The sequence below is a fragment of the Alteromonas sp. K632G genome (genome assembly GCF_017653625.1).
Lineage (GTDB): Bacteria > Pseudomonadota > Gammaproteobacteria > Enterobacterales > Alteromonadaceae > Alteromonas > Alteromonas naphthalenivorans.
Window position 1 is genome coordinate 12823 of the sequence record NZ_JAGGDM010000014.1, and the last position, 19744, is coordinate 32566.

The following is a 19744-nucleotide window of genomic DNA, read 5'->3' on the forward strand; positions in this document are numbered from 1 at the left end:
GTTACTTTGTGACTGTCGCACGTAACCGGCACGTAAACGAGATAGCAATATATGAGGAAATTAAAGGTAAAAAAAAGGCCTTTGATAAACAAAGGCCGTTTTTGTATACGTATAATTTATAAGAACTTTCGTAAAGCCATAGCTATTTCACTACGGATAGAAAAGTTAGTTTTCTCTACCTTCTCTATACCTTACTTCGGTTTTCTCTACCTTACTTGGGTTCTCTCTACCTTACTTCGGTTCCCAAGCAAACGATTTGAATGCATCGTCTACAGGGGTTTCAGCTAGGTGGTTTGTGTAGTTACTCATCACTTTTTGCGCCAAAATTAGAATGATTTCTAATAGTTGCTTGTGCGCATAACCCGCATCGTAAAATGCTTTAAGCTGTGCATCATCGATGTGGCCACGACCACGCGTTACTGCTAGTACGGTATCTTTCAAGGTATTTAGCTTGGCATCAGAAAGGGTTTCATCGTTACGTAACTCTTCAATTAGCTCATCACTTACTTTCATGCTTTTAGCAATGCCAGTATGCGCTGGTACACAGTAATGACACGCATGCTCTACGTTAACCGCTTGCCATACTACAGTAAGCTCTTCTGCATTAAATGACGTATCTTGTGCCAAACCGTGAAGTACTTGATAACCTTCAAGCAACGTTGGCGCTTCCGCCATTACTGCATGCAAGTTAGGGATCATACCGAAAGCTTTTTGAGAATTCTCAAGAAGTGGTTTAGCTGCTTCTGGTGCGCTATCTGCTGTGTGTAATGTAAAATCGCTCATGTCACTCTCCTATTGATGTGAACTGAAAACCAGTAACTAAAAAGATAATAAATACTGATTACGTTTTGATGTAATACAATATAGGTTTACTTGAACAAGTGTTCAAGTCATAATTGAACAAGTGTTCAAAACATTCGAATATAAGGTATACCAGAATGAAATATGCAGAGTCTGAAGTGATTGAGAAGGCCACCACGCTTTTTTGGCAAAAAGGCTTTCAGGCCGCTGGTATGCGCGACATTCAACAAGCGCTAGATATGCGACCCGGCAGTATTTACGCTCGCTTCAAAAGTAAAGAGGGCTTATTCCAATTAGTAGTGGAAAAGTATGTTACGAACAGCCAAGAAAAACTCAGCATTGTTATTAATGCCGATTGCCCACTTGACGCTTTGCGTGCATTTTTTGTTAGCGAATTGATTAACCCAGAAGAAATGCGCTTTCAGCGCCAATGCTTATTAATTAAGTCTATTACCGAACTAGAGATGTTGGGTGAAAATGGAAAACAGTCTGTGCTTGATGGTATGAGCACTTTGAAAGCATGTTTCAAATCTATTGTAGAAAAAGCCGTGCAAACCAATTCACTTCCCACCAGCACACCGGTTGATAAAGCTGCAGATTGGTTACAAAACCAATTTGTAGGCCTTCGCACTTTTGCGTTAATGCAAAGCGACGATCACGCCATTGAAACCATGATAGATAAAGTACTCATCGACCTTAAAACTTCTTGGCCTGAGTGATAGAGGTATATGGACAGTGTGCATTAAAAACCTTCCATAGCATGGATGCTAAAGCAGAGTACTTTTGGGTGGGCTTACCACGTACTTCTGAATGTTAGCTTTTCACTCGATGTATCTGGGGCATTGTGAGAGCTTGCATTAGAAACCTTCCACAGCATGGATGCTGTGGCAGAGCGCCCATGGATGAGTTAATGCGGGGTTTTTAAGTGGTAGCTGTTCACTCAGTGCATCTAGGGCATTGGGACAGTGGGCATTAAAAACCTTCCATAGCATGGATGCTAAAGCAGAGTACTTTTGGGTGGGCTTACCACGTACTTCTCAATGTTAGCTTTTCACTCGGTGTATCTGGGGCATTGGGAGAGCTTGCATTAGAAACCTTCCACAGCATGGATGCTGTGGCAGAGCGCCCATGGATGGGTTTACCGCGCGTTTCTAATGCAAGCTTTCCCAAGGGCCAAGTAAAGACTAACTAAACAGCATTCGCAGAAGTTGTGCAACAAGTAAGATGCCCATTAGCGGCCAAATCCACTTCGCCCATTTGGCAGTGTCTTCGTCACTGATGCGCATTTTCGAGCGCTCGATAAGTGGTATTACTATAAAAAGTGCGCCGAACAGTACGGCAAGTATGATTAAAACTTCCATTCTCGCATCCCTATCGCATATTTAAGTACTTCCCGTTTAGCTGGCTCAAAGTGTTGTGCCACAGAAAGTAATTGGTTTCTGAACCATTTAATGGGGCCGATATCGTTACTAAACAAGCCATAGAAACCATCCATGGCAGACATCATCAACGCATTATCACGCTGGCGTGGCTTTTCGTAGCTTGTTATTAAGCTGCTTTTAAACGCTAGCGACGTTAAATCGATACCATCGCCGGTCACCGCTAATAAGGTTTCAACATCTCTAAACCCTAAGTTAACTCCCTGCCCTGCCAATGGATTAATGGTATGGGCCGCATCGCCCACCAAAATAACCCTATCGGTAACATAGCGGCTAGCATGTGCACGGGTTAACGGGAATGTAGCTTTATCTAGTACTGTAAAGTCGTTGCCGTCTTTAATTAGCTCACTGGGAAAGGCTTCTATAATGGCTTGCTTTAATTGTGCGGCATTGAGGGTTGATAACCGCTTAAGTTCATCGGGCGAGTCGTACCATACTAACGAGGCGTAATTGTCGAACATTGGCAAAAAGGCTTTAGGGCCTTCAGGGGTAAATTCTTGCCATGTAATGGCGTCAACCGGGTTTGCCATTTCAATGGTTATACCCATGGCTTGTTGGCTGTATTGCCAACCCGATACACCAATATTTGCAGATTGCCTAACTTGCGAGGCCGCACCATCGGCACCTATCAACCACTTAGCGTGAATAGTTTCGCCGCTATCAAGACTGAGGGTAGCGACGTGGGCCAACGACGCTGAAGAATCAGCCGAGCTATTGACTGAGCTATCAACTGAGTTACTAACTGAGCTATTGCCAAGTGTGATACCAGTCACCTTACAGCCAGTAAACCATGTTACGTTGTCAAACGCCTTTAGTGCTTGATGACACCCTAATTGCAATAAACGGTTTTCAACAAAAAAGCCTAGCTGAGGCACATCAATGCTTTTTGCAGTAAAGTCTGTTCGATGCGCGGGATCGTCCCACACACTTAGCCCCGTATAGGGTTTAACGCGCATTGTTTCAATGTATTCCCACGCGCCTAGCGACGTTAACAAGGATACAGACGCATCACTAATGGCAGATACTCTTAAGTCTGGCTTACTGGCCTCGTCAAAAGCTTTGGGCAAGTGGGGCTCAATTATAGCTACCCGGTATTGCTGCTTCGCTAAGCCCAATGCAAGCGCAGCCCCAACCATGCCACCACCATTTATACAAAAATCATACATACTACAAATCTCTTCTACTTACCCAATGGCTTACTCGCTTTGCACTAATAAATAATACGAATGTGAGCCCAAATACGTTCGCCATTTTAATTTACTAATATTTTCTGCTTCATGCTTTATATCAGCCACACCGCCCTTGCAAGATGGCAGTGCATTAAATTCCGGCGAATGTGCGTGAATACACTGGGCATTCGACGTTATAACAGGTAAAATACGCGGCTATTTTGAACATCTTCCCAAAACTGCAGTGGCAGGCTTTGCCAGAAATTACACCTAACCTAGTTAGCGTGTGGCATTTTCAACCGCCAGTCAATTGCTTACGGGAACTCTATCAGGTTATCGACTAGTTGTTATGACTAAAAAGCTGTATATCAAAACCTGGGGCTGCCAAATGAACGAGTACGACTCGGAGAAAATGGCAGACTTACTCGACTCTACTCATGGCTACTCTGCAGCAGAAACTGCGGAAGAAGCCGATGTTATCTTGCTTAATACGTGCTCTATTCGTGAGAAGGCGCAGGAAAAAGTGTTCCACCAGCTTGGTCGTTGGAAGAACCTTAAGCAAGATAAACCCGAGCTTATTATTGGCGTGGGCGGTTGCGTAGCTTCTCAAGAAGGTAGCGTTATTCGTCAGCGCGCCCCTTATGTTGATTTAGTTTTCGGCCCGCAAACCTTGCATCGTTTGCCCGAAATGATTAACCAACTTAAAGGCGGTGAAAAGTCGGTTATCGACGTAAGCTTCCCTGAAATTGAAAAATTCGACCGTTTACCTGAACCCCGTGCTGAAGGCCCAACGGCGTTTGTTTCTATTATGGAAGGCTGCTCTAAGTACTGCACATTCTGCGTAGTACCTTATACCCGTGGTGAAGAAGTAAGCCGTCCGGTAGACGACGTATTACTTGAAATTGCCCAGCTAGCCGGTCAAGGTGTACGCGAAGTTAACTTGTTAGGCCAGAACGTAAACGCGTTTCGCGGTGAGAACCACGATGGAACCGTATGTCGCTTTGCCGAGTTATTAGAACTTGTTGCTGCCATTGATGGCATTGATAGAATTCGTTATACCACGTCGCATCCGGTTGAATTTACCGACGATATTATCGACGTATACGCCACTATTCCTGAGCTTGTAGATCACCTTCACTTGCCAGTGCAAAGTGGTTCAGATCGTATTCTTAACTTAATGAAGCGTGGTCATACCGCCATTGAGTATAAATCTAAGATTCGTAAGCTTCGTAAAGTTCGACCGAACATTAGTATGTCGAGCGACTTCATTATTGGTTTCCCAGGTGAAACCGATGCTGATTTTGAAGCCACAATGGATCTTATAAAAGCCATTGATTACGACCTCAGCTTTAGCTTCATTTACAGTGCTCGCCCTGGTACACCAGCAGCAGACGCAGTAGATGATGTTAGCGAAGACGCTAAGAAGCAGCGTTTGTACCTTTTACAGCAACGCATTAATCAACAAGCGTTGCGTATTGCGCGTAATATGGTAGGTACTGAACAACGTATTTTGGTAGAAGGCCCGTCAAAGAAAAATCCTATGGAGCTTTCTGGCCGTACTGAAAATAACCGCGTGGTTAACTTCGAAGGTACGCCGGATATGATTGGTGAATTCGTAGATGTGAAAGTGACAGATGTATTCTCTAATTCATTACGTGGTGATGTTATTCGCCGTGAAGATGAAATGGGCTTGCGTGTTGCTGTTTCGCCCCAATCTATTATGGCCAAGCACGAGGCTGATTTACCTGACGCGATAGGCGTAGGCCAGTTCAACCCAGCATAAATAGTAAAAGTGAGGAATACAGTAGTTTGAGTACATTGGTAAGTAACGAATTTGATTTAGAGCCGGCAGACACAAAACGTTTGTCTAACTTGTGTGGGCCGTTTAACGACAACATTAAGCAAATAGAGCGTAGGTTAGGGGTAGAAATTACTTACCGAAACAATGCGTTCAAGGTGTTAGGCGAACCACGCCAAATTCAAAGTGCTACTGAATTACTCAAGCAACTGTACGTAGAAACTCAGCCAGTAAAAGGCCGCTTACCTGAACTTGAACCTGAGCAAGTACACTTAGCCATTCAACAGGCCGCGGCTTTAGAGCAAGATACAGAGTCAGGCACTGGCGATTTCGGTAAAGAAGTACACATTCGCACGAAACGCGGCGTTATTAAGCCCCGTAACCCGAATCAAGCTCAATACGTGGCTAACGTTCTAAATTACGATATCACTTTTGGTGTAGGCCCTGCTGGTACAGGTAAAACGTATTTAGCAGTAGCTGCAGCAGTTGATGCGTTAGAACGCCAAGAAATACGTAGAATTCTACTTACTCGCCCTGCTGTCGAAGCGGGTGAGAAGTTAGGCTTTTTGCCAGGCGACCTTTCACAGAAAGTAGACCCTTACTTACGCCCGCTTTACGATGCTTTATTTGAAATGCTAGGTTTCGAAAAAGTAGAAAAATTAATGGAACGTAACGTAATAGAAGTAGCGCCATTAGCCTATATGCGTGGCCGTACGTTAAACGATGCTTTTATTATTTTGGATGAGAGTCAAAATACCACGGTTGAACAAATGAAAATGTTCTTAACCCGTATTGGCTTTAATTCGAAAGCGGTTATTACCGGTGATATTACTCAAGTTGATTTACCTCGCGGCGCCCGCTCTGGTTTACGTCACGCTATTGAAGTATTAGATAATGTTGACGATATTTCGTTTAACTTCTTCAACGCTGAAGATGTGGTAAGACACCCTGTTGTGGCCAGAATCGTTCGCGCATATGAACATTATGACGCCCAGCAAGAGCGTGTTCGCAAAGAGAAGAAAGAGGAAGCCCTTCGCCTTCAACGTGAACAAGCTGACGCTAACGCTTCATCTAATAGTTCATCAAAAAGCTCATCTGCACAACAAAATAGCGATAACCAGTGATAGCCATTGTAGATTACCAGCAAGCTTATGAAGCTGACGAGGTGATGGCTAAGGCCATTCCCTCTTTAGAGCAAATTGAAGCATGGGCGAATGCTGTACTGGTTGCCGAAAATACCGGTGAGCAAGAAATTACCGTACGCTTCACCGATGACGAAGAGTCGCAAACGCTAAACCATGAATACAGAGGTAAAGATAAGCCTACCAATGTGCTGTCTTTTCCTTTTGAAGTGCCGCCAGGCATAGAAATGAACTTACTTGGTGATTTAGTTATTTGTGTACCTGTGATCATGCGTGAAGCTGAAGAGCAAGACAAAACCCCCACCAATCACTATGCCCATATGGTCGTTCACGGAATATTACATCTTCTGGGGTACGATCACATAGACGATGCAGATGCTGACATAATGGAAGCAAAAGAAATTCGTATATTGGCATCTTTAAATATTGGTAATCCTTATCAATAAAACCCAATAGCGCCAACAAGTTACACTTGGGCAGTTGCGTATTTTACGTGCAAATAAACAATAAAGCATTGACGCCCCTCCCCAAGACATTTAACGTTGACGTTGTATCAATAAATTAGCGGACATTATGAGCGACGATAATCCTCACTCTACCAACGGCTCCCAAGGAAAAAGTTGGTTAGACAAACTTAAACTTTCTATCTCTGGCGAGCCGAGAAGCAAACAAGAACTGGTTGAAGTTATTACTGAAGCCGAGCAGAACGAAATCATCGATCCCCAAACCCGGGAGATGATTGAAGGCGTTATAGGTGTCAACGAAATGCGAGTTAGGGATATTATGATCCCACGCGCGCAGATGACCACCATAGACGTTGAAAAAAACGTAGATGAATTCCTACCTGTCGTGTTGGAATCAGCCCACTCCCGCTTCCCCGTTATTAGTGAAGATAAAGATCATATTGAAGGCATTCTGCTTGCAAAAGACTTGCTAAGCTATGCGTTTAATCCAGAAAAAAGTCTAAACTTACGTGATATTTTACGTCCTGCTGTTATTGTGCCGGAAAGTAAGCGTGTAGATGTACTGCTGAAAGAGTTTCGCCAACAACGCTATCACATGGCCATTGTTGTGGATGAATACGGCGGTGTGTCTGGGCTTGTTACCATTGAAGATATACTAGAGATTATTGTTGGTGAAATTGAAGACGAATACGATACCGAAGAAGACGGTACCGATGATATTCGCCCACTGAACAAATCGACCTATTCAGTTAAAGCGTTAACGCCTGTTGACGAATTTAACGCCTTCTTTGAAACCAAATTCAGCGAAGAAGAAGCCGATACCATTGGCGGTATAGTGCTTAAAGCGTTCGGGCACATGCCTGAAACGAACGATGAAGTTACCATTGGTGATATTCACTTTAAGGTAACCAACTCTGATAAACGCCGTCTTATACACCTTAAAGTGTCGGTGGCCTCTCTGGAGTAACTCCGTTGAAACGGTTCATTCCTTATTTACTGCTTTTGCTAAGCGGCGCTAGCTTAACGCTGGCGTTTGCGCCCTTTGGTATCTGGCCACTTGTTATCCCCGCTTTTGCGTTAGGAATTAGGCAAGTTATTAAACTTCCACATCGCCCTTTTTTAGCCGGCTGGGTATTTGGGCTAGGCTGGTTTGGTTCGGGCATTAGTTGGGTACACGTAAGCATTGCCGATTTCGGTGGCTTACCCCTAATTGCATCTATAGGCCTCATGGTTTTATTATGTAGTTACCTTGCGTTGTTTCCAGCAGTTGCGTTTAAGCTTACCGCTCGCTATTTCCCACATCGTCTTTGGCCACTGGCTTTACCTTTTTTCTGGGTATTCGCAGAATGGTTACGCAGTTGGTTGTTAAGCGGTTTTCCGTGGTTGTCGTTAGGCTATAGCCAAATCGATAGTTCCCTAGTGGGTTGGGCACCCATAATAGGTGAAACCGGCATAACAGCCTTGCTAGTTATCGGTGCAAGCTTGTTTGCCGTGTCCCGTACTAAACGGCATTTCACCGGCGCAGTTTTGGTTAGCTTAGCTTTGTATATTAGCGGTTTTATTGCCAGTCAGCATACATGGGTTGCGCCTAAACAGCAGTATAACGTCGCGATGGCTCAGGGTAATATTGCGCAGTCTTTGCGATGGGTACCTGAACAAGACGCCCCTACCATGAACCGTTATTTAAGCCTTACGGAACCGCTGTGGGATAACGACTTGATAATTTGGCCCGAAGCAGCCGTACCAAAACTAGAGCCACTGGCGCTAGATTATTTGACTCAAGTCAATGCGCGCGCCTTTACTGAGAACACCGCACTTATCACAGGCATTGTGAATTATAATTGGGAAACCGATGAGGCCTGGAACAATTTGATAGTGCTGGGCAAAAGAACACCCAATTCTAAAACGCCAGATTATCAGTACTTCCACAACAATCGTTTCGCTAAACACCATTTGTTACCCATTGGTGAATTCGTGCCTTTTGAAGATTGGTTGCGCCCCTTAGCGCCTTTGTTTGATTTACCCATGTCTTCTTTTGCCAGAGGTGATTTTCAGCAAGCTAATCTTGTTGCTAACGGTATTCACTTAGCACCAGCAATCTGCTTTGAAATTGCCTTTCCAAGGCAAGTTGCCGCGAATATCTACAAAACTACTGACATGATTATTACGGTAAGTAACGATGCGTGGTTTGGCCATTCTCACGGCCCAGCGCAGCATTTAGACATTGCTCGAATGCGTGCGGTAGAATTTGGCCGCCCAGTGGTGCGAGCTACCAATAATGGCGTTACTGCCTTTATTGACCACAAAGGCAATATAACTGCACGGTTACCTCAATTTGAAGCGGCAAGTTTAACTGCCCCTGTGTTGGCAACCTCTGGTTTCACGCCCTATTACCTGATTCAAGATATAGGCGTATGGGTGCTGGTACTGGTGTTTTTCGGCATTGCGATTTGGTTGAGAAAGCGCGCTAAAGCTTATTAAAAACGTGGCGCCTTAGTCGCAAAATTTTTATTTAGTCGACGAGTTAGGTTTAATGAACTAACTAAAATGTAAACATAAAAAAACGGCGCATTATGCGCCGTTTTTGTTCGTGTCACTATCGAATTTCCATAGTCAAAAACTAATACAGCTTGAGCTAGGTAAACAGCCTTGAGCTAGGTAAATAGCCTTGAGCTAATTTTAATAGCCTTAAGCTAGCTTAAACGCACTTAACTAATTGGCGGCTTGAATAGCAGTTAACGCAATAGTAAACACAATATCATCTACTAACGCTCCACGGCTTAAGTCATTGACAGGCTTGCGCATGCCTTGCAGCATTGGCCCAATACACACCAAATCAAAACTACGCTGAACCGCTTTGTAAGTGGTATTTCCGGTGTTTAAATCTGGGAACACAAATACATTAGCTTTACCCGCAACACGGCTGTTTGGCGCTTTACTGCGCCCTACACTTTCAATGGCAGCGGCATCGTATTGAAGCGGCCCATCAATGAGTAAGTCCGGGCGAAGTTTTTGTGCAATTTCGGTAGCCTCACGCACTTTTTCAACATCGCTTCCAGCACCCGATGTACCAGTAGAGTAACTGATCATAGCGACTCTTGGCTCGATACCAAACATCTGCGCCGACGTAGCAGACTGAATCGCAATATCTGCCAGCTGTTGGGCATTAGGGTCTGGATTAATGGCACAGTCACCATAAACCAAGACTTGGTCTGGCAATAACATGAAAAATACCGACGAAACTAACGATGCATTTTCTGCTGTTTTAATTAACTGCAATGCGGGGCGAATGGTATTTGCTGTAGTGTGAACGGCGCCAGATACCAAGCCATCAACATCACCTTGCTGCAACATCATAGTACCTAGGGTAACGTTGTCTTGTAGCAACTCACGAGCAACCACATCGGTAACCCCCTTGTGACCGCGAAGCTTCACTAACCCTGCCACATAATCTTCTTGTATGGCAGCAGGTGAAACAATTTCAACCCCATCGCCCAGCACCACGCCTTGTTGCTGTGCCACACGTTGAATTTCATTTTCATCACCAATCAGCACAGGCCGCGCTAACCCTCGTTTAGCACAAATGGCAGCTGCGGCTACAGTGCGCGGTTCATTACCTTCAGGTAATACCACGCGCTTGTTAACTTGGCGCGCACGATTGGTTAGATAATAGCGAAATGCAGACGGAGAAAGTTTCTTTTGACGCGATACTTTTTCAGTAAGCGAAGAGACCCATTTAGCATCTAAACTTTCAGCCGCATGTACCATCACTTTTTCTATACGCTGACTATCATCTACCGGCACTTCTTGATTAAACGCATGAAGGTTCTGTGCGGTTTGCCACGTATTCGTATTGACCAACATAACAGGCAAGCCGGTTTCTAATGCTTGGTTACAAAGCTGCTTTATATTTTCATCTGGCTGGTAGCCGCCAGTTAATAATAATGCGCCTAACTTGGTGCCATTTAACGCTGCTAAGCAACACGAAACAAACACATCACCTCTGTCACCAGACATTACTTGCAGTGCGCCAGGCTTTAAGGTGTGTGTCATGTTATGAATTTCACGGGCCGCAAACGTAACGCTGCTTAATCGACGTGAAGCAATATTGCCTTCATTTATTAATGTGGCATTTAAGTGCTTAGCAATATCGATAGCACGAGGAGACATTAGCTCCGCATTCCAATCAATATTCCCAAGCAGGTTCAAGCCCTTTGCAAATATAGGCAGTTCACGCAACGCTTTGCTGCGTGTTTCATCGTGCTCTGGCGCTTCAAGCACACTTAAATCGGTACGTAGTTGACCGTGTTCATCATAAGGCGCGTTAACTTTGTTAAATATGCACCCTATTACCTTTTTACTTTTGTGGCCGCCGTAAGCGTCTACCACAATTTCAAGGCGATGATTAATATCAACAGGATCATCATTTCCTGGCACACAAACAAACACAATGTCGGCATCTAACGCCCGACTAATTTCAAGATTTAAGCGCTCTGCATAGGGATGGTGGCGGGTTGTCACCAGACCTTCGATAACTGCCACTGCATCAGGTTCTTGATGCGCTTCAAAGCGCTCTATAATCTCTTCAAGTAATTCATCAGTATTATCGCTACTGATCATTTGCTCTACTACGTTCAAATCGAATGGCGCTATGGGTTTAACGCTACAGTGGTGACTAATAATAGCGGTTGAGCGCTCTTCACCGGTATCGCCCCTACGAGGCTGTGCTACAGGTTTAAAAAAATTCAGTTTAATGGCTTGTTCTTCTAATGCTCGAACTAGCCCAATGCTGACAGTAGTTAACCCTACGCTAGTGCCAACAGGGATCAGCATAATACGGCGTGACATAGATGCTCCTAAAGCAAAAACAATCTGAGCGAAGACATTTTTCGCGAAAATTTATCCAAAAAAGCTAAGCGAATTTCGCAGCTTCAGCGGCGATAACCCACTCTTCATTTGTGGGTACGATTAAAACAGGTTTGGTGGATGAGGAAGACGCAATGTTTCCTTTCGCACCAAAGCGCATAGCTTGGTTGTTTTGCTCATCAATGGTAAACCCAAGATGGGAAAAATACCCCATGGTAGTTGCACGAATATACGATGAATTTTCACCAATACCACCGGTAAACACCACGGCATCTAATGACGGCACCGCTATCATGTAGCTAGATATATATTTAGCTAAGCGATAACAGAACATTTCAAGGGCTAACAGTGCGCCTTCGTGCCCCGCTTCTGCCGCTTCTTCTAGCGTACGACAATCGTTGCTTAACCCGGAAATACCCGCAAGGCCAGATTCTTTGTTAATCAGTGAATTAATTTCAGCCGCTGACTTGCCTAGTTTTTCTTGCAAAGTGCCTGGCAAGCTGGGGTCGATATCGCCGCAACGCGTTCCCATCATTAACCCTTCAAGGGGCGTAAACCCCATGCTGGTATCTACCGCTACACCTTTTTCAATAGCGGTAACACTACAACCATTGCCTAAGTGAGCACTAATAATACTGGTTTGTTCAACAGGCTTATTAAGCAATTGTGCAGTGCTATCTAAAATAAACTTGTGGCTAGTGCCATGGAAACCATATTTACGCACGCCGTGCTGCTCGTACAAGGCCTTGGGTAGTGCATACATATAGGCACGTTTTGGCATTTGTTGGAAAAAAGAAGTATCGAACACGATGACATGCGGTAAATCTGGATAGGCGGCTTGGGCAGTGGTAATTCCTTTCAGGTTAGCTAAGTTATGCAGCGGTGCCATGCTCGCATATTCTTCTACCGAGGCTAATACGCTATCGTCGACTAACGCTGCTTCTTTGAAGCGTTCACCACCGTGAACAACTCGATGTCCCAAGGCTATTGGCTCAACACCTGTACTGGCAATTATGTTTTGAATTGCTGCTAAAGCTTCTGCATGAGAGGCGTTAGCAGGTAGGGTTTGCTGTTCTTTTTGACCGTTTAATTTAAACGATATGCTTGCGTCATCATTACCTAAGCTTTCTGCAATGCCACTTAGACCGGCCTCACCAGTGTCAGCATCGATAATAGCGAATTTAACTGACGAACTGCCGCAATTTAATACAATAACTTCTTTTTTCATTCGATTTCTTGAGTTTGATTAATTAACAAAAAGAACGCTAAGTGTAGCATTTATGTACATAAATGCTTACTTAATACTCTTTCAAGTAGATTGTTATAGTACTATCCCACAAAACCCAAATACAATTAATTATCATTTAGTTCAGTGCTTATTTTACTCGCCCCTTTTTGTTTGCATATAAATGCTTGAGTTTGATTTGATAGAGCGCTGCATATAAGAGGCAAATTAAGGTGACAAAAGTAAATATCGAAACCTAAAATAATAGACTTGAATAATAAAAATTCGGTCGCACCTTAATATTTCCGGTAACGACAACGGTGACATGTTAGAAGCCGGAAAAAATTAAGGTGTTTTACGTTTCAAAATAAAATTTAAAATTTTTTGAAAAAAAGCCCTTGAAAAGATTTTGAGCCACCCTATATCTATTATGTCGACGCTGAAAGCTCAGGTTGACAACACCGCCGCCGAATAGTCGGGGCGAATTATTTTTAACATATTGCTAAATTAATAGGATATGACTATGCGTACTATCGATCTATCTCCACTTTACCGTTCATTCATTGGTTCTGACCACTTAGCTTCACTTGTTGATGCTGCATCTCGTGCTGAAAAACAAAGTACTTACCCCCCTTACAATATTGAATTGCTTGGCGATGATAAATATCGCGTGACTATGGCAATAGCGGGTTTCAGTAAAGATGACGTATCCATAGAAGTTCAAGAAAACACCCTAGTAATAACGGGTACACGCAAGCCGGAAGAAAAAGAAACCGCTGAGCGTAAGTTTCTTCACAAAGGGATATCTGAGCGGAATTTCGAAAGAAAATTTCAGCTTGGCGACCATGTGAAGGTGTTAGCTGCTGATATGGAAAATGGGTTATTACACATCGATATGGAGCGTGTCATACCCGAAGCTAAAAAACCTCGTCAAATTGAGATTGGTTCTCGATTAATAGAGAGTTAAACAAAGTTTTTAAAAATCGTTTCCCTGGTTTTGGACGGCGCTGAGAAGCGCCGTTTTTTCGTTTACACATAATGTGTTTAAACAGGTAATCGGTAAGATTTATTCGGTAAGATTTATTGTGTAGTTTGCTTTACCGCCTTCAGCAGACTCGAATGTTCCTGAAATAGTGCAATTAGAGAGTTCACCCGTAGCGCTGCCATCAATCGATGAAAAGTTGCTACTGGCAATGCCATTTACAAATTTTCCATCGTGCTTAAATGAAACTGTGCCACGACGTCCGTCTATAACTCCTACAAAACTCTCGAATCCAACGAATAGCGCCAACATTGATGTCTGATATGACATGAGAAATTCAACGTCGCTTTGCCCCGCCATGCTGCCTTCATAAGCTTGCGTTATGCTAGCATGGGTTTGCTTAACACCTTCTCGTTTTTCACTTAGTATATTTTCATCCCACCCCGTAATGGAAAATTGCCCATTGCAGTCCATTGTTTGCTCCAAAGAAAAAGTGTGGTCACACAATACAAGTGAGTGCGATACCGTTCAACATAAAATTGTTACACTCTGTTACAGTCAATAGTCAGACTGTTAACTAAATAAATCCTTTTAAACGGGCAAGTCCGTAAGCATTGCAGGTAGAAGCATCTTTAATCGTGCCTTCAGTTATCATAGATTCCAATTCTTTAATATGCACAGGTACAATTTTTAAATCCTCTTCCTCTACATCTAACTTTTGCTCGCCCTGCGTTAGCCCTTTCGCAACGAATATATGATAACCCTGATTACAAAAGCCATAAGCAAGATATTGAAAACCAACAAAATGCATTTCTGTGGCTGTAAACCCCGTTTCTTCTTTCAATTCGCCGGCAGCTAACACTTTCGGATCGGCATCTGGGTTATCTTCCCAAGCACCTTGCGGAAACTCTAGCAATCGCTGCTGTACCGTGTATCGGTATTGCTCGACCAGATAGACAATATCACCGTCGATGGGAAGAATAATCGCAAAGTCTGGTTTTTCAACAACACCATAAAGTCCTTCGTTCCCACTAGCACGACGAATTTTATCTTCACGTACTTTAAGCCACTTATTTTCATAAACCACTTTCGACGAGAGCGTTTCAATATCCTTATCCGACATAACAGCGCCTTTCAGTAAGCCTTAAAAAGTTAGTGTACAAGTGCATATAGCAAGGAGCAACTCCGTCCACCCACGAATCAACTATATGTTGGACAGTCACTCAAAATAGACTTAAGAGATGAGGTGTTCAGATGGCAGAACGAGTACAAACAGATAGTTAGCGGATAGTAGCAGATAGGACAGTCACACAAATAGCAGATAGGACAGTCACACAAACATGCGTGATTTTAAGCTGACTAAGCCGCTTTAACGAAGCAAATAAAGTAGTGAGTGAGGCTGGAAGACGAGATGCAAAAAATTGTAGCAAAAAATTGGACACACACTCATATGTATCAAAATTTAAGTGTGTGTCCAATAAACGTTTTCTATAAATACATTCGATATCTAAATAAAGTAAATGGTACCAAAGCCTAGCTTTTAGCTTTTATTCTCGTCTTCTTTATCGGCATTATTACGCAAGAAGCCGGCTGCATCTTCTTCCTGCTCAAGGGTAATTTTGCTTTGAGGCGCGTCATTGTGGCTTCGGGTTTGCTGATTTACCTGATGAATGGTTCCAGCGTTCGCTAAGTCGGCCTCGTTGGTAATAGATGCGATGGTTTCACGCCCGCGCAGGAATGCCTTTATTTCAGTGACAATCTCGCCAAGCTCGGCATCGTTCTTATTCATTCCCATAATGAACCGTGGCGACTCTAAATTGTTCATACCGCTTGTAGCAAAAATAGAGGTGTTGATTCTACTGGTTATAATCCAAGGAGTAATACTGCTACGCACCACAACGTTTTCGGAACGAGTAGAATCGTGAATGGCCATGCCTGTAGATACACGAGACTCTGTATAGGTACCTTCCGTTTTCATAAACATAAGTAACGATGAGAATGTCATTTCGCCCCAAAACATGTGGGACGCTTTATTCATCACATTGGCAGCACCACGAACCGTTAACCAGGCAAAGATTAACCATATGAGGTTGTTACCCATGGTAATTGCGGTATTAACTTGCGCGTCGGTATTTACACCTTGGCGAATAACTAAATCGAGAACCTCAGCTAGCTGTAAACCACCCACATAAAATAAAATGGCGGCAGCCACCAAGGCGACTTGCGCTACGGCAGTTAGGGCCATTTTCTTTTTCTCTGGCAAGGTAACACCGTCAGTTAATGTAGGCTGAGTTTCTATCAATAACTCCCCCTCAAAACTGCCTTTACCTTCTGCTTGCTCTTTTAATCTAGGATCGAAATCGGCATAGATGCGATTCGGTACTTCGCGGTATCTTCGGTTGGCAAGCACGATATTTTCAATATTAATGAAGATTTCATTCGGGTGAACCGACTCTTGCATATTAGCGCGAAACTCACTGACTTCAGTTTTAGGGGTAACCTGCCCCATTCGTTTGTAAAGTAACGGCATGATTAACGCCATCACAGCAATTACGCAAACTAGTAACAAGGCTAAGTTTGCCCAAGCGCTAAATAGTGGGAACGTATTTGCCCATGCTTGTACTTTATCGATATCGCGACCTACTAACTCATCTAGGAATACACCCGCGCCTAACGGCACGACTATCGCCAAGCCAATAATCACTCCTAGCGATAAACTGCTCGCTTTCGCAAGTTGAGAGTTGCCTTCATTGTGAATGCCTTTTGCCGTAGAGCCCCAATTCGCGATTAAGTAAACAAGAAGCAATATTGAGAGTAAAGGCATTACTAATACTTTAGCGACTTCACCCGCTAATCCGTTACTTACTAAAAAGTAGACAATAGCGAATGCAAGTAGCGCCACAAGGAAGGTTACCGCCATGGCAATAATTTCTTGAGATAAATGGCGCAAAGGAAAAGGTAGGAAAGTAAGTTTCGGCAACACGCTATGCACTAGTCGGGCTAGCCAACCTCGAGGCTCTTCAAACGTGGTGTTACGACGCCCCATTAACATAGCGTGTAAACTTTCTTTCGAATACAGCAGGGATTTTTTCTCTGCTTGCGCTGCATCCTGTTCGGAAACCGAGTGGTTATACGCAAGAGAGGTAGGCACAGTACGTCCTACAAAAAAGCGCATGAGCTGCAAAATACCCACTGCGCAATGTTTAATACCAGACACGATCAGGACAAAAGCTACGCCTAGTAGCGTGTAACCTCGCACTTTGTTCTCGGCAAACAAATCGGGCACGCCCGCTACTGCATAAATGGCTAAAGCGAGTACCAAACCACCGCCCACTGCGCGGAAAAGCCCCTCTTTTTTGAAAGGGTTGGCTATGCCTAACGTCTGTGAACCAAAATCATATGCCATTGAAAAAATCCCTGTTAAATAAAAAGCTTATGCAGAATAAACTTTGCCTAGGGGTTAGGCAATGAAAAGTCTCAGTAAGATTGTAAAGGGTTGGCAGTTAGGCGTGAGCCAGCAACTTAAAATAGACACTCAATATAAGAAAAGCAAAATAAGTGTGTGTCCAATTACTAACGGAGCTTCTCTATTTGAAGCCCATTTTCAGGTGGTAGCTGTCTTTTATCCTTTTTCATCGAGATAAGCTTCAAAAGTTAATCTTTATCCACTTTAAATCCATCTATTGTGCGCTGAAGAAGCAGGTTGTTTTCTTTCATGTCGCCCGATAATTTGGATAAATGTTTAGCTATATTTACTTCATGCCGCGCAGCCTCTTCAACATTCACCACATCTTGAGCTATGACTAAGGTGGTGGCAGACTGTTGTTCTGCCGAAGAAGACATGGTGTGAGCCATGCCTTCTACATTAGTGGCTGCTTCTTTTACTTTTTGTGCTGTGGAGCGGCCTTCATTGGTCACATCCATAGAACTTGTAATTGAGGCTACGTTTTTGTTGATATCTGTCACCACGACCACACTGGCATCTTTTAAGTTAGACAGTAAGCTAGATATTTTGTCAGAAGAAGCGCGACTACTTTGCGCCAGCTTTCTTACTTCATCAGCAACAACAGCAAAACCTCTGCCATGCTCACCTGCGCGAGCTGCTTCAATAGCGGCATTTAACGCCAATAAATTGGTTTGATCCGAAAGCGAGTTAATGGTGTCCAAAATAGAGCCAATTTCTGTTACTTGCTGTTCCATGTCGGCAGCATTTTGTTGCACCCCTTTAATATCATCAGCGAGTACTTCCATACTATGACGAATGTTGTCGTTCGCCAGTAGTGACGCCTCAGCAAGGCCATCTAACTGCTTACTCGCACGTAACGTATCTACACCAGCCTTGGCAATTTCTCTGCTCGTCGCAGCAACTTGTTCAATTGCTGACGCGATATTGGCGGTAAGTTGCTGAGTTTTCCCCGCATCATCCAACATTTCACCACTGGAATCTTCTAACTGACGGGAAAGCCTGGAACTTGTGAGAATAGATTGTCCTAACCCACGCACGAGATCCCGCAATGCTAAAATGGTGGTATTAACTGAACGAGATATATCACCTAGTTCGTTCTTAGTGCTCATTGATAAATCAATAGTGAGGTCACCCTCTTTCGCAATTTTATCTAGGTTCGCCACCAATTTATTTAACTGTTGCGTAATGATACCGAGCAATGTGCGATATATGACAACAATAAATAACGTTAGCAACGCAATAACGACGAATGTAACCACTAAGTTTGTATTCGCGCTACTCGCTTTTGTATTAACAATACTAACCACGTAATCAAACCGCTCACTTAACAACGCAGCAATTCCGCCTATTTGCTCTGAAGCTAATGAAAACCATTCTGAATTGGTGGGTAGTGAAGAGAATGCCGGGTTATCAGAAGTGATTTCACGCACAATTTGGTTAACTTGATTGCTAGTGACGCTTTTCATTAACGCCTGAAACCCAATTAATGCATCGCCGTCTAAATTCAGCTTAAGCTTTTCTTCTATGTACTTGGTTTCGTTGGTATACGCTAAAACTTGCTGCCTAACGGGATCTAAAATTGCGCTTGCCGCTAAAACAGCATTCACTTTACCTCTACGCTGCCCCATTTTTTCTTTAGCTTGTGCAAATAGCAAGGCTTGTGACAATACCTGTTTAGCCTCGGGAGCGTTAACCAGCATGGTCAACGCATTAGTGGTATTTAACGCACGTTTATTAAGGTTGCTGTAGAAGGAAAAAGCATTTTTCCCATTTAAATCGTCTACCTCTTTTCTTATTTCACTTTTGTTTTTCACTAAAGAAAAAACAGGAGACAGAATTTTTTCAACTGACGATGCCTCTTTCCAGTCTTCAGCCACTATGCTAGTTATCTTGTCCATGGCCGCATCGGCTTTCTTTCTTTGGTTTAGTACTTTGCTTCTGGAGGTATCACTTGGATTACCTAAAAAACCTGCCGTTAGCCCCCTTTCGACCGCATGATGATGAGCCACGCGCTCTACGGCTGCTATCAATGTCACCAACTTAATGTCCCTTTCGGCGGAAGATAATACCTCTCTAGAGGTACTTATATCTTTATAAGCCAGAAACATGATTGATATAAACAAGCATGCCGTACCTAAAATAGTAAGCTGCAATACCGAGAGTTTTTTCAACATCATAACGAATGACAGCCTCTATTAGATAGATAAGGTGGTTTACGATTAAATAAGCGTTGTGTCAGCAACAAAAAAGTTTAAGTAAGCTTTTGCCAAAAAATGTATGCGCTATTAAAACGTAGGCTATTATCTGTGATTTTGGTATCTATCAATTAGTGTAAAGTGCTGGGAATTGCAGGGTATGCTAGCTCAATCCTAAAAAAGAAAGGTTGAGAATT

17 protein-coding genes are annotated in these 19744 nt (G+C 43.4%); 8 read left to right on the forward strand and 9 right to left on the reverse strand.

Annotation, left to right across the window (positions count from 1 at the left end; genetic code table 11):
* Nucleotides 1-231: 231 nt before the first annotated feature.
* Nucleotides 232-783 (reverse strand): carboxymuconolactone decarboxylase family protein, encoded by a 552-nt coding sequence (locus tag J5X92_RS14020; RefSeq protein ID WP_013784727.1) that lies wholly within the window; start codon nucleotides 781-783, stop codon nucleotides 232-234.
* Between the two features lie 155 nt (nucleotides 784-938).
* On the opposite strand from J5X92_RS14020, the gene J5X92_RS14025 reads away from it, so the two are divergent.
* Together J5X92_RS14025 and J5X92_RS14030 are read left to right on the forward strand one after the other, a co-directional pair.
* Entirely contained in the window at nucleotides 939-1520 is a 582-nt protein-coding gene (locus J5X92_RS14025) for a TetR/AcrR family transcriptional regulator (protein ID WP_013784728.1), read from the forward strand.
* Between the two features lie 275 nt (nucleotides 1521-1795).
* Entirely contained in the window at nucleotides 1796-1993 is a 198-nt protein-coding gene (locus J5X92_RS14030; protein WP_013784729.1) for a hypothetical protein, read from the forward strand.
* Here J5X92_RS14030 and J5X92_RS14035 read toward each other — a convergent pair.
* Nucleotides 1986-2162, reverse strand: coding sequence for a hypothetical protein (locus J5X92_RS14035; protein ID WP_013784730.1), 177 nt, complete (start codon nucleotides 2160-2162; stop codon nucleotides 1986-1988). The two genes, J5X92_RS14030 and J5X92_RS14035, sit on opposite strands and share 8 nt — an antisense overlap.
* Entirely contained in the window at nucleotides 2150-3406 is a 1257-nt protein-coding gene (locus J5X92_RS14040) for an FAD-dependent monooxygenase (protein WP_126873905.1), read from the reverse strand. Before J5X92_RS14040 ends, J5X92_RS14035 begins: the two co-directional genes overlap by 13 nt.
* A 352-nt stretch (nucleotides 3407-3758) precedes the next feature.
* Between J5X92_RS14040 and miaB the strand changes: the two genes are divergently transcribed.
* From miaB to lnt, 5 genes are all read left to right on the forward strand, one after another.
* Complete coding sequence (gene miaB / locus J5X92_RS14045) at nucleotides 3759-5192, forward strand: tRNA (N6-isopentenyl adenosine(37)-C2)-methylthiotransferase MiaB (RefSeq protein ID WP_208806012.1); 1434 nt, start codon at nucleotides 3759-3761, stop codon at nucleotides 5190-5192.
* Nucleotides 5193-5218: 26 nt separating this feature from the next.
* Nucleotides 5219-6331, forward strand: coding sequence for a PhoH family protein (locus J5X92_RS14050; protein ID WP_208805973.1), 1113 nt, complete (start codon nucleotides 5219-5221; stop codon nucleotides 6329-6331).
* On the forward strand, nucleotides 6328-6795 hold the full coding sequence (gene ybeY / locus J5X92_RS14055) for an rRNA maturation RNase YbeY (RefSeq protein ID WP_129737558.1): 468 nt from the start codon (nucleotides 6328-6330) through the stop codon (nucleotides 6793-6795). The genes J5X92_RS14050 and ybeY overlap by 4 nt, the downstream gene beginning before the upstream one ends.
* A 127-nt stretch (nucleotides 6796-6922) precedes the next feature.
* Entirely contained in the window at nucleotides 6923-7780 is an 858-nt protein-coding gene (locus J5X92_RS14060) for a transporter associated domain-containing protein (RefSeq protein ID WP_013784735.1), read from the forward strand.
* A gap of 5 nt (nucleotides 7781-7785) precedes the next feature.
* Entirely contained in the window at nucleotides 7786-9294 is a 1509-nt protein-coding gene (gene lnt / locus J5X92_RS14065) for an apolipoprotein N-acyltransferase (RefSeq protein WP_244360822.1), read from the forward strand.
* 231 nt (nucleotides 9295-9525) lie between these two features.
* Here lnt and pta read toward each other — a convergent pair whose 3' ends face one another.
* Nucleotides 9526-11661, reverse strand: a complete 2136-nt coding sequence (gene pta / locus J5X92_RS14070; RefSeq protein ID WP_013784737.1) for a phosphate acetyltransferase — start codon at nucleotides 11659-11661, stop codon at nucleotides 9526-9528.
* A gap of 64 nt (nucleotides 11662-11725) precedes the next feature.
* Nucleotides 11726-12907: an acetate kinase gene (locus J5X92_RS14075; protein WP_013784738.1), complete on the reverse strand. Its 1182-nt coding sequence runs from the start codon at nucleotides 12905-12907 to the stop codon at nucleotides 11726-11728.
* A gap of 520 nt (nucleotides 12908-13427) precedes the next feature.
* Between J5X92_RS14075 and J5X92_RS14080 the strand changes: the two genes are divergently transcribed.
* Nucleotides 13428-13871 (forward strand): Hsp20 family protein, encoded by a 444-nt coding sequence (locus J5X92_RS14080; protein ID WP_013784739.1) that lies wholly within the window; start codon nucleotides 13428-13430, stop codon nucleotides 13869-13871.
* Between the two features lie 99 nt (nucleotides 13872-13970).
* On the opposite strand, the gene J5X92_RS14085 is transcribed toward J5X92_RS14080, so the two are convergent.
* From J5X92_RS14085 to J5X92_RS14100, 4 genes are all read right to left on the reverse strand, one after another.
* Nucleotides 13971-14360, reverse strand: coding sequence for a DUF3224 domain-containing protein (locus J5X92_RS14085; protein WP_013784740.1), 390 nt, complete (start codon nucleotides 14358-14360; stop codon nucleotides 13971-13973).
* Nucleotides 14361-14463: 103 nt separating this feature from the next.
* Nucleotides 14464-15009: an NUDIX hydrolase gene (locus J5X92_RS14090; protein WP_208805974.1), complete on the reverse strand. Its 546-nt coding sequence runs from the start codon at nucleotides 15007-15009 to the stop codon at nucleotides 14464-14466.
* Nucleotides 15010-15426: 417 nt separating this feature from the next.
* Nucleotides 15427-17292, reverse strand: a complete 1866-nt coding sequence (locus J5X92_RS14095; RefSeq protein ID WP_126873911.1) for a hypothetical protein — start codon at nucleotides 17290-17292, stop codon at nucleotides 15427-15429.
* 248 nt (nucleotides 17293-17540) lie between these two features.
* Nucleotides 17541-19529 carry a methyl-accepting chemotaxis protein gene (locus J5X92_RS14100; RefSeq protein WP_208805975.1) on the reverse strand — a complete coding sequence of 663 codons (1989 nt, stop codon included), beginning with the start codon at nucleotides 19527-19529 and terminating at the stop codon, nucleotides 17541-17543.
* Nucleotides 19530-19744 lie beyond the last annotated feature (215 nt).

Excerpts from the sequence above, each read along its gene's own strand:
- J5X92_RS14020 (WP_013784727.1), bottom strand. The coding sequence starts at position 783 with ATGAGCGATTTTACATTACACACAGCAGATAGCGCACCAGAAGCAGCT.
- J5X92_RS14025 (WP_013784728.1), top strand. The coding sequence starts at position 939 with ATGAAATATGCAGAGTCTGAAGTGATTGAGAAGGCCACCACGCTTTTT.
- J5X92_RS14030 (WP_013784729.1), top strand. The coding sequence starts at position 1,796 with ATGCTAAAGCAGAGTACTTTTGGGTGGGCTTACCACGTACTTCTCAAT.
- J5X92_RS14035 (WP_013784730.1), bottom strand. The coding sequence starts at position 2,162 with ATGGAAGTTTTAATCATACTTGCCGTACTGTTCGGCGCACTTTTTATA.
- J5X92_RS14040 (WP_126873905.1), bottom strand. The coding sequence starts at position 3,406 with ATGTATGATTTTTGTATAAATGGTGGTGGCATGGTTGGGGCTGCGCTT.
- miaB (WP_208806012.1), top strand. The coding sequence starts at position 3,759 with ATGACTAAAAAGCTGTATATCAAAACCTGGGGCTGCCAAATGAACGAG.
- J5X92_RS14060 (WP_013784735.1), top strand. The coding sequence starts at position 6,923 with ATGAGCGACGATAATCCTCACTCTACCAACGGCTCCCAAGGAAAAAGT.
- pta (WP_013784737.1), bottom strand. The coding sequence starts at position 11,661 with ATGTCACGCCGTATTATGCTGATCCCTGTTGGCACTAGCGTAGGGTTA.
- J5X92_RS14075 (WP_013784738.1), bottom strand. The coding sequence starts at position 12,907 with ATGAAAAAAGAAGTTATTGTATTAAATTGCGGCAGTTCGTCAGTTAAA.
- J5X92_RS14080 (WP_013784739.1), top strand. The coding sequence starts at position 13,428 with ATGCGTACTATCGATCTATCTCCACTTTACCGTTCATTCATTGGTTCT.
- J5X92_RS14085 (WP_013784740.1), bottom strand. The coding sequence starts at position 14,360 with ATGGACTGCAATGGGCAATTTTCCATTACGGGGTGGGATGAAAATATA.
- J5X92_RS14090 (WP_208805974.1), bottom strand. The coding sequence starts at position 15,009 with ATGTCGGATAAGGATATTGAAACGCTCTCGTCGAAAGTGGTTTATGAA.
- J5X92_RS14095 (WP_126873911.1), bottom strand. The coding sequence starts at position 17,292 with ATGGCATATGATTTTGGTTCACAGACGTTAGGCATAGCCAACCCTTTC.
- J5X92_RS14100 (WP_208805975.1), bottom strand. The coding sequence starts at position 19,529 with ATGATGTTGAAAAAACTCTCGGTATTGCAGCTTACTATTTTAGGTACG.